Annotated in this window: 9 protein-coding genes; 6 read left to right on the forward strand and 3 right to left on the reverse strand. The window is 55.3% G+C overall.

Annotation, left to right across the window (positions count from 1 at the left end):
* Positions 1-122 precede the first annotated feature (122 nt).
* The 3 genes from typA (at position 123) to VK694_00225 (ending at position 4,063) form a co-directional block, all read left to right on the forward strand.
* Entirely contained in the window at positions 123-1,952 is a 1,830-nt protein-coding gene (gene typA, locus VK694_00215) for a translational GTPase TypA (GenBank protein HTE57145.1), read from the forward strand.
* Between the two features lie 415 nt (positions 1,953-2,367).
* Positions 2,368-3,048, forward strand: a complete 681-nt coding sequence (locus VK694_00220; GenBank protein ID HTE57146.1) for a hypothetical protein — start codon at positions 2,368-2,370, stop codon at positions 3,046-3,048.
* Positions 3,049-3,193: 145 nt separating this feature from the next.
* Positions 3,194-4,063, forward strand: a complete 870-nt coding sequence (locus tag VK694_00225) for a hypothetical protein (GenBank protein ID HTE57147.1) — start codon at positions 3,194-3,196, stop codon at positions 4,061-4,063.
* A gap of 212 nt (positions 4,064-4,275) precedes the next feature.
* Here VK694_00225 and VK694_00230 read toward each other — a convergent pair whose 3' ends face one another.
* Entirely contained in the window at positions 4,276-5,010 is a 735-nt protein-coding gene (locus VK694_00230; GenBank protein ID HTE57148.1) for a hypothetical protein, read from the reverse strand.
* A gap of 154 nt (positions 5,011-5,164) precedes the next feature.
* Positions 5,165-5,839: a hypothetical protein gene (locus tag VK694_00235; GenBank protein ID HTE57149.1), complete on the reverse strand. Its 675-nt coding sequence runs from the start codon at positions 5,837-5,839 to the stop codon at positions 5,165-5,167.
* 83 nt (positions 5,840-5,922) lie between these two features.
* Here VK694_00235 and VK694_00240 point away from each other — a divergent pair, with 83 nt between their 5' ends.
* From VK694_00240 to VK694_00250, 3 genes are all read left to right on the forward strand, one after another.
* A complete protein-coding gene (locus VK694_00240; GenBank protein HTE57150.1) occupies positions 5,923-6,774 on the forward strand; it encodes a Bax inhibitor-1 family protein in 852 nt (283 codons plus the stop codon).
* A 107-nt stretch (positions 6,775-6,881) separates the two neighbouring features.
* A complete protein-coding gene (locus VK694_00245) occupies positions 6,882-7,394 on the forward strand; it encodes a metal-dependent hydrolase (GenBank protein HTE57151.1) in 513 nt (170 codons plus the stop codon).
* Between the two features lie 53 nt (positions 7,395-7,447).
* Entirely contained in the window at positions 7,448-8,086 is a 639-nt protein-coding gene (locus tag VK694_00250) for a hypothetical protein (protein ID HTE57152.1), read from the forward strand.
* Here VK694_00250 and VK694_00255 read toward each other — a convergent pair.
* Entirely contained in the window at positions 8,080-8,844 is a 765-nt protein-coding gene (locus VK694_00255) for an endonuclease/exonuclease/phosphatase family protein (protein HTE57153.1), read from the reverse strand. The genes VK694_00250 and VK694_00255 overlap by 7 nt on opposite strands.
* Between the last annotated feature and the right edge of the window lie 228 nt (positions 8,845-9,072).

Raw genomic sequence — 9,072 nt, forward strand, 5'->3', positions numbered from 1 at the left:
GCTAGGTTCAGTATATCACCTACTTGTTGCGGTTTTCGGGTTGTTTAACAGCTTCGCTTATGGTATAATTTAGGAAAACGTAAGAGGTGCTTACGAAAGTGAGCGCCTCTTTTAGTGAGAATATGATAAATACCGACCAAGACCCTAATAAAATACGCAACATCGCAATTATCGCGCATGTTGACCATGGCAAGACCACACTGGTTGATGGCCTGCTCAAGCAGTCCCAGACTTTCCGCGACAACCAGGCCGAAATGAGTCAGGATCTTATCATGGACAGTGGTGACCAAGAGCGCGAGCGCGGCATCACCATCACCGCCAAAGTTACGGCTGTGCAGCATGGTGACTACCGGATTAATATCATCGACACTCCTGGTCACGCCGATTTCTCGGGTGAGGTAGAGCGTACCCTGAACATGGCCGACGGATGTATCTTGATTGTCGATGCCCAAGAGGGCCCCATGCCTCAGACCAAGTTCGTATTGGGTAAAGCCCTGGCGAACGAACTCAAGCCAATTGTTATTATCAACAAAATAGACAAACAAGCCTCTCGCATAAAAGAGGTCGAAGACGAGCTGGCCGACCTGTTCCTAGAACTGGCCGTACACGAAGATCAGCTGCATTACCCCGTCTACTACGCCGTGGGTCGGGCAGGCAAGGCCTGGCAGACCATACCGGCAGATGCTGAAGCGGCAGGGGACTTAGAGCCTATCTTTGACGCCATCATCGAGCACATCCCCGCACCAGCGGTAGAGGCAGACAAACCTTTCCAGATGCTGGTAACTGCCCTGGCCTGGGACACCTTCAAAGGTAAATATGCCGTGGGGCGTATTACGCGCGGTAGCATGAAGGCAGGCACCCCCGTTATTTTATGCAAAAAAGATGGTTCGCAGGTAAAGGCAAAAGTAGACACGGTATTTATGAGCCATGGAGTCAGCAAATTTGAGGTACCTGGTGGTGTGACCGGCGACATCGTGCAGCTGACCGGCATTGCCGATGCCCAGATTGGCGAGACAATTGCTGACGCTATCCAACCAGAGGCCCTGCCCGTACTAGAGGTAGAGGCACCTACACTGAAGATCTACTTGGGCCCCAACACCTCCCCATTCAAGGGCACAGAGGGCGAATTTAACACTTCTCGCCAGATTGGCGCTCGCTTGGACAAAGAACTAGAGAGCAATGTTGGCTTGCGCGTAGAAGAGCAAGGCATTGGCTTCTTGGTATCTGGTCGCGGCGAACTACACCTGAGTGTGCTGATAGAAACCATGCGCCGCGAAGGGTTTGAGTTTGAGGTAGGCCGCCCACAGGTGGTTACCCGCGAACACGAGGGCGTGACCGAGGAACCCCTAGAGGAGCTGATTATAGAAGTACCAGCCGAACACGTCGGCACGGTCCAGATGGAACTGGGCACGCGCCGGGCAGAACTGGCCGAGCAGTTTGCCAGCCCCAAGGGCGTCACCAAACTGGTCTACAAGCTACCCACTCGGGCTCTCTTAGGCCTCCGCAACATCCTGATGACCAACACCAAGGGCACCATTATCATGAACAGTCTCACGGTGGGCTATCAACCACTCGGGCAGCAGTTGCAACAGCTCCGCAATGGTGTGCTCGTTGCTTTTGAGAATGGTGTTACGACTCCCTATGCATTACAGATGGCAGAAGACCGCGGCATTGTATTCGTCGGCCCCGCCCAGAAAGTCTATGCAGGCCAGATAGTGGGGCTGAACAAGCGCCAAGAAGACATGGAGATGAACATTTGCAAAGCCAAGCACCTCACAAACATGCGTAGCTCGTCCAGCGATGGCGTGGTTCAGCTGACGCCACCAACTATCTTTAGCCTCGAGGAGTGCCTGGACTTTATTGAAAATGACGAAGTGCTAGAAGTAACACCTAAGTCTCTGCGTCTTAGAAAGCGTGAGCTAGACCACAGCAAGCGCAAGCGCCAGAAATAGCACGATATCTGATTGCACACTCAGGCTGATAAGATGGTCTTATGTCACGGGAGACTTTTGGTGAAGGCCCTCGCATAGAAGGAGCCTATAGACTTGTTACGGCGCCTGAAGGCTACGAGGCTTTGCATAGGCTACAGCAACTGGTCAAGGAGGTGCCGGGCTTTATTCCGGCTCCGCTGGGATCTGATCCTATAGATCCCGATTATGCGCAGGGCAGGAGTGATTACCGAGAAACTAATTTTCCGCATGTATCTTTTTTTGCCAGGACTGAAGAGCGAGATCTAAAGGATGCTTGGCTGACAGGATTTCTGCATGCCCAACCAGACAACCCCCTCCTCGGGCCGGCTCGTTTCAGGCTGACCGGAGATCTATTTGCCACTCGGCGGCCACTCGGCGGCCCCTTGGTCGGATCATTATGGCACGATTGGTGGGGGAAGAGGACGACCCTGGGGTCCAGCGCCAGGCCGTGCAAGATGCCTTTCAGTCTCTTGCTCAGGCAGAGTTTACTCCAGACTGGAGGCATGTTATTGGGGTTGTGGTGGGGCGTATCATTAGGCCGCATAGGGTTAGGGGTGTCATTTCGGCCCTCAGAGATGCAGCGGCTCCTTTCGAGAGCACACTGCCGACGGAAAGCGCCGTATTCACTAGAGATAAAATACACAAAGGTCCTGCGGGCCTGAGCATTTGGCTGAGTACGAAAACAGTGTCCGCAGTGGGCATTGCCACTGCTCCTGAGGGCCGGCTGGAGCCCCCCGAAACGGTATCCACCGAACATGAAGCGAAGGAGGCGGCCGAAGAAGCGCCTTGTCACGCTGAAATGCGGCTTACTGACATTCTTCCTTGGGCTGACGTGTCTGTCGACCCAAGATTGACGCAGCTAGAACCAGACCATCTTAGGTTATTGCAGCTCCCAGGTGAAATCAGGGGTCTGCTTACCGAAAAAGTGGCGGCCGAGGAACTGGGAGTTGAGATGCACGTGGCCCGGGCTTTTCTTGGTAAGCTGGTGCTACTGGGGCTTGTAGAGGAGGAGAAACGGCGTGCTTACTCAATTTATAGGCTCAGGTCTCAGCCCTTACCAGACGAGCCAGAGGTGTAGGTCTCTACGACCCCATATCCTACTATCGATTTTAAGTAATAAAAATGGTATAGTATGTGGTTGGTTCCTTCAAAGGCGAGCCAATAGCTGAGCACAGTGCTCTAGCGTTACGTTGTCTCCCCCTATCTGTGATTGGAGTGAGGATATGACTTCAACTGCTCTGGACGTGAGCACCATTGCTCACGCTCTTCTGGCCCTCGAAGACGAGTTCTTGGGCACCTGCCGGTGGGCCAGCTCGGGCGACCCTGCCCAGGACTGGTTCCTGCGGTGGTACCACGGCATCCGTGACCTGGGCGCCATCAAGTCGCTGACCAACATCGAGGCACTGGCCTCTACCGACTACAACCAGCTCAACAAGTTCTTGGTCAAGAAAGGTTTCGACCCAAAGTTCGGTCCGCTCGACCTCGGTGTGGCCTCGGTACTGGACATGCTGGTGGAGTGGCTGACTGTGGGTGAGCGGGTGCCGTTCACCGGTGCCGATGGCAACAGCTACCCCGCCTTCAAGCTGGAGGATGGGGTGCGCGTGACCAACGTGCGCGGACTGGACAGCCCGGTTGTCACCATCGACACCCAGAGTGGTGCCACCGTCTTCCTGTGCATGATTCCCGAGCCGGCCAACGGCATGGAGCTGGTGCGACAGGCCATGGTGGCCATGGACCCCGGTCGAAAGGACAACTACAACTACGACAGCGTGGTGCTGCCCACGGTGGATCTGAACCTCGAGCCCGACATGGGCTGGATGCTCGGCATCAACACCGTCAGCTCCCGCACCGGTGGTCAGCTCAGTGTCAGCCAGGCGTTCCAACAGTTCCGCTTCCGGATGAACGAGCGCGGTGCTCGGGCCAAGGTGGCCACCGGCATCGGCTTCGAGTGCACCTCTGTGAGCACGCCGCTGGTCTTCGACCGGCCATTCATGTGCTTCATGGTGCAGCAGGGCTCGGTCGTCCCGCTGGCCGTGCTGTACGCCGACACTGATGTCTGGCTCGAGCCGGCCGGCTCCCTGGAGGAGCTCTGACCAAATTGGTCAACAGATAGTGGGAGCGCCGAGGTGGCAGGGTATAGATCGCTTAACGCGATTGCCTGCCACCTCGGATTCTCCACCTTGTTTATAAATAGTTTCACGCAAAAACACCCTTCTCTGTAAAACAGAATCCCACAACAGTGGGATGAGACCGAAGTCTCGAAGGGTGTTGTTTGCTGCAACTCCGTTAGGAGCGCGTGAGTTCTCTAGTCGTTGTCCTCCGCCGGGACGATCTCGACGATGAACTCGTCGACGAAGGCCACCTTGTGGTAGGTCGTCTCGCCGGGCAGGCGGACCAGGACGTTCCAGACGATCTGGAACTTGTTGCCGGTCACCTTGGCGTCCTTGCGGAGGTTGTTCTCCGTGGGGCGCTTCTCGCTCAGCTCGCTTCGGCCGTAGCCTTCCATGTAGTAGCCGTAGCCGGTCATGAAGGTGTCGCTGTGGCCTTCGATCGAGAACACCTCGGTGTACTCGTACTCGCTGGGACCACCGACGGCGAAGCCGGGCTGGGTGCCGCCATGGAGGCTGTCGTCCATGGTGTCCTGCTTGATGCCGTCCATGAGGTTCTTGCGGGCGTCGATGAAGACGTCGGCGTGCATGCTCTCGATGAGCACCTCGGCCTCGGGCATGACGCCGTCGCTGTTGGAGGCGACCTGCGCCTGGATGTGGATCGACTTGGAGTCGGTGATCCGCCAGTCGTCGACGTCGTAGCCAGGAGCGGAGAAGCTGGTCATCAGCGTGATGCCGCTGCCCAGATCGTGCTCGAACGTAGCGCCACCGCCCTCGAGATCGTTGTCCAGGCTGATGCGCTGGGTGTTGTTCTCGCGGTTGGTGGCGTCGTTGTTGTCCGACGTGGAGCAGCCGCTGGCCACGGCGATCAGGCCGATCGCTGCCAGGGTCGCCACGGGGGCGTGCCTGCGGGTGATTCGGAATCGACGCATGTCGATGCTTCCTCTCATCAGGTGGAACTCTGCGAAATGCAGCTGGTGCAGATTATATCATAAGTCAATCTTTTTTGCAAGCAATATATAACTGAAAAGACCGCCGGAGATCACACGAATGTGAGTGACCTCCGACGGTCGGTTGTTGGTTGGGTTAGGGGTGGTGCCGCCTGCCGGCGATTTCGTCGCGCACCTGGGTGGCCCGCGTACTGAACAGGGTCATCAGATCGAACGTGTCGAACTTGTCCAGCGGGCTGCCGTTCCAGTTGTTAACCGGGACGTGCTGCAGGGCACGCAGGAGACGCCAGCCGGTTTCCAGCGCCAGGGCGATGTTGTCCACGACCTCACGGTTGCGGCAGAGCGGGTTCATGAGGTTGGAGATGTCACCGTGGAAGCTAGTCCACACCACGGCGCCCTTGAGGCGCTGCCAGAACACGGTCAGCTCGTTGACGCGATCGGACGTGTACTGGTCGGTGTCGTCCCGGGCGGGGTGCCTCAGCTCGCGACAGATCCGCAGGATGTTGTCGGCCCACAGTCTGAGCAACTTGGCCTTGGCCTCGGTGTCACCGACGCCCTGCTGGGCGGTGGGCTGCTGGCAGATGGCCCAGCCCAATATGTAGTGGCTGCCGAACCACTGCATGGCCACTTCGTGATGGATGCGATCCACTAGTGCAGGCGGGACGAGCTGGCTGAGCCCTTCGACGCCGAGACCGCCGTCTAGCAGTTGCTGGGCTTCGGCCATCAGTTGGACGAACCGGTCGCGGGCCGCTGTTGACGACTTGGGGTAGCCGGGAAAGGCGGGGGGAGCGCCTTCGCGTGAACTTGTCATGTACTGGACCTCTCTTCTCGAGAAACCAACCGTATATTTATACAATAAAAATTATATAACATCAACATAACGATGCTATATCTTTGACTTGCTTCACGATTTATACCAAAATAATAAGTGCCAAGATATTGCATTTTGGCGTACATTTACAGATCTTTCCGGTTAGTTTTGTGTCGGGCAACAAGCCTATAAGACAATTATGCTCTTATTGCCCAACACAAACCGTAGGAGGTGGGTACGTGAGCGATTCTTTGTTCACGAGTGATGTGTGGTCTCGGCGACGAGGCTTCCGCGAGGTTGACGTCCTCGATCATCGGCTGTTCATGTTCCTGGTCAGCTTCTGGACCATGGCCGGTGTGTTCTTCAGCCTCGGCTTCAGCATGATCAGCTACAACTGGGACATCTCGGGCTGGGACGTGTTGTTCCTGCTCGTGCCGGTCCTGGTGGTGGCTTTCTATGGCTGTAGCGTGTCTGCCCGCAGCACCTCGGTCCCCGAGTCGCTGTTCGGCTTCGCGCTGATAGCCGGTGCCCTCGGTCTGTTGCTCGGCCCCTCGCTGAGCGAATACCAGGCCGCGGCCATCCTGAAGGCCTTCATCCTGACCACTGGCATGGTCCTGATCCTGGGCACCATCGGTGCTCTGATCCCCGAGGATCTGTCCAGCTGGGGGCGTCCGCTCATGGGTGCCTTGCTGTTGCTCATCGGTGCTCTGCTGCTGTCACCTCTTCTGACTGCCTTCGGCATTCCGATCGAGACCAGCATGTCCGTCCTGGACTGGGCAGGCATCATCATCTTCGGCGCCTTCGTGCTGTACGACCTCAACCGTGCGGCTCGACTGCCACGCACTGCCAAGAACGCCATCGATGCTGCCATCGGCATCTACCTGGACTGGTTCAACATCTTCGTCCGAGTTCTCGGACTGGGTGGTCGGGACTAGTCCACCGGAAGATCAACCCAAAGGGTGCCCGTTGGCACGTCCCACTCGGGCACCCTTTGGATCTTTCATTTATTAGCATTTTATAGTGGTTATGTTTAACTGATAGCATGGCAAATTACAAAGGACATATTGCCGGTGGCTTAGGGGCTGGCATGGTCTACGTGCTAGGTCTGGGGCTTCTGCCCGGTGACCTCCTGGAAAAGACGGGGGGCGTATTGAGTGATTGGCAGCTAGTAGCCGGACTGTTTGTGCTGGCTATGTTGTTTGGTTTGTGGCCAGATATCGACACCAACTCTAAGGGGCAGGACATCTTTTTTGGTGCTGCCTTTGTACTAGATGTATTACTGATAGCCTATGGATACCTAGAGGCTGCGGCCTATTTTGGTTTGATCTGCATGTTTCCGGTACTCAGCAAGCACCGAGGATGGACTCACGGCAAGATCGCTATGGTGCTGGTACCGCTGCCTATTGTGCTGGTGCCGTATCTGAATAAGTCCACGCTGCTTGCGACATACTTGATATTTTATGGAGCAGCGCTGGCGGGATATTTCAGCCATTTACTACTAGATGGATTGATTGTACCCTGGATTCGCGTCAAGGGTGGACGCACCAGGTATTAGAATTTAGCTTGAAAAATATCAACAGATCGTAATTTGGCATGTACACTATATGTATGGCCTTCGAAGTTGAAAGACCGCCAGAATACATACCCCACCCCTATACGGGCTTGGATATCGGGGAGATCGTGTGTCAGGCAGTGGCGGCCTCGGAGGGAAACAAGGCACAGATTGCCGAAGCTCAGAACGGTGTGGTTTATAACTTGCGCAGCTGGCCCATTACGGCACCGGCTGAAGGGGAAGAAGACCGAACTTTGCGAATGATGTGGGATCGGGACGAATGGGAGCCGGGAATTGCGACCAAAGAGGTCTTGCAGCGTCCTATCGGGGTACATATTCAAGATATCACCTACCTTGGGTCTCGGCTGGGCTTGCCGTGGACACGGCACTCAGTGGTGGTGCACAACCCGAGTGGGCCCAGCTATGGGCTCCAGACAGAATTTCTGTTTGATACGCTGCGGCGGCCTGATTTTGCGGTAGCTTTGCCGTTTTATTTCGAAGAAGACACAACCGAAGGCATGCTGCGGCCAGTGGTCAGCTGGGCCTTTATGCGAGCTTGTGGTATCAACGTTGCTGACCGGGATGCGACCGATCTGTACACGGCTGCTGCTGTGTCGCCTCTGACGCAAGAAGATTGCGGACGGCTATCCGACGATTTGTTTATAGCCAGTACTGGCAATCCAACCTCTCACTGAAAGGCAGATGTCTGAAAATCTGGCTGGAGGTCAGCCACACATAAAAAGTGATCTGTTTGGGTGGGAATTACCCGTGCGTGTATGGGCAGCCACTCGGGGGTGCACATAATATGATCTGGCCTGAGTCCTTTGGGGTCGGTGGGGACTTGGGCTGGCAATACATCCTGTAGAGAAAACTGGCTCATAAACTTGGGGAACGGGATGGTAGGGTGTGCGGCATACAGGTCGGCCGTAAAGACAAACGGTGCCTCGAGTTGCTTCACAAGAAACTCGTCAATGGTATGACCGAACTCAAGTCCTAGCCCTTCGCTATAGTCATAGCCAAGGATATCTAATGGCTCAACATGCAGGGTTGCTACCCGAAAACCGGGAAACTGCACACTTATGAGATAGCGATCAAAGGGTGGCACCGGTTTGTCGTGCAGGTATAACTGAAAAGAAGGGTGGGGCAGCAGCTTTGCCCGTGGGTCGGTAAAGGGCTGTCTGGACAAGATGGCGTTGCACAGCTTGTACTGGCTGTCGATATGGGAGGGACAACAGCGCTTCTCGAAGACATGGGGCATCTCTAGCTCTTTGGCTAACTCCTTGGCCAAAGAGTAAGAACGGTTGCCGTGAGTTTCCTGCAGGCACACCACATCGGGTTGAAGGGCAGCAAGATGCTCCAGAAAGTATTTTCTGTTTTCGCCCTCGTAATAATCGAACTGCTTGGCTGAGCGGACGGTGCGGCAGCCGGCAATGTTCCAGGTAACAATGCGCATAACCCACCAATTCTAGCATTTATGTCAAATTATTTGTGTGGATATCTCCAGTGCTTTTTTGGTACATCTGGCAAACAGGGGTAGTAGACCTGAATCCCGAAACTCACTAACAGATACAAAACTCACTTAAAATCTAAGAATTTACGGTCATCAATCCTAGCATCTACACCTCAGAGCTAGCACAGACAGGTACCCTTCCGGGTCTAAGATTGGTTAAATAACAGTTTG

Source organism: Verrucomicrobiia bacterium, assembly GCA_035489575.1.
In the GTDB taxonomy this organism is placed as follows: domain Bacteria; phylum Patescibacteriota; class Saccharimonadia; order Saccharimonadales; family JAGQNK01; genus DATHJY01.

Bases quoted from the DNA above. Each gene is read 5' to 3' on its own strand.
- typA (HTE57145.1), top strand. From the start codon at position 123: ATGATAAATACCGACCAAGACCCTAATAAAATACGCAACATCGCAATT.
- VK694_00220 (HTE57146.1), top strand. From the start codon at position 2,368: ATGGCACGATTGGTGGGGGAAGAGGACGACCCTGGGGTCCAGCGCCAG.
- VK694_00225 (HTE57147.1), top strand. From the start codon at position 3,194: ATGACTTCAACTGCTCTGGACGTGAGCACCATTGCTCACGCTCTTCTG.
- VK694_00230 (HTE57148.1), bottom strand. From the start codon at position 5,010: ATGCGTCGATTCCGAATCACCCGCAGGCACGCCCCCGTGGCGACCCTG.
- VK694_00235 (HTE57149.1), bottom strand. From the start codon at position 5,839: ATGACAAGTTCACGCGAAGGCGCTCCCCCCGCCTTTCCCGGCTACCCC.
- VK694_00245 (HTE57151.1), top strand. From the start codon at position 6,882: ATGGCAAATTACAAAGGACATATTGCCGGTGGCTTAGGGGCTGGCATG.
- VK694_00250 (HTE57152.1), top strand. From the start codon at position 7,448: ATGGCCTTCGAAGTTGAAAGACCGCCAGAATACATACCCCACCCCTAT.
- VK694_00255 (HTE57153.1), bottom strand. From the start codon at position 8,844: ATGCGCATTGTTACCTGGAACATTGCCGGCTGCCGCACCGTCCGCTCA.